This is a genomic window from Saccharomonospora iraqiensis subsp. paurometabolica YIM 90007, from assembly GCF_000231035.2.
GTDB lineage: Bacteria > Actinomycetota > Actinomycetes > Mycobacteriales > Pseudonocardiaceae > Saccharomonospora > Saccharomonospora paurometabolica.
This window is the reverse complement of sequence record NZ_KI912218.1, coordinates 167,255-167,695: the sequence shown is the minus strand read 5'-3', so window position 1 is coordinate 167,695 and position 441 is coordinate 167,255. Positions and strand designations below refer to the sequence as shown.

The 441-nt window shown below is 77.3% G+C and carries 1 pseudogene; it reads right to left on the bottom strand.

The features are described 5' to 3' along the window. Positions 1 to 42 precede the first annotated feature (42 nt). A pseudogene (locus SACPADRAFT_RS26290) lies at positions 43 to 441 on the bottom strand (thioesterase family protein); the annotation flags it as partial.

The following is a 441-nucleotide window of genomic DNA, read 5'->3' as shown; positions in this document are numbered from 1 at the left end:
CCCGCGGGTCCGGTGACCCCGCGGGTCCGGTGGCCCCGCGGGTCAGCGGTGCCGCACCAGCAGTGCCTGTGCCCCGGTGGCGACCTGCCCGTCGCGGTCGTGCAGCGCGCTCGTCGCGGTGCCGACCCCGTCCGGGCCGAGGAGCGTGGCCGCGTCCAGGCCGACCCACTCGCCCGCGGGCTCGCGGTGCAGATGGACGGTGAGCTCGGAGTTGATGAACAGCCACCGGCCCGGGTCCAGCACGTTGGACACCCCGCTGCCGGAGTCGGCGACGGCGAACAGCCGCTGCAGTGGGCTCGGCGGCTCGTCGGCGACCAGCGGCATCCGTTGCCGCGCCCACACGGTCGCCGGACCGGGATCGACCACCCGGCCCCGCACGGTCCGCCAGTCGATCGCCCGCAGGTACCCGCCGTGCCAGTCGGCCGGCCACTCCGCGGGGCG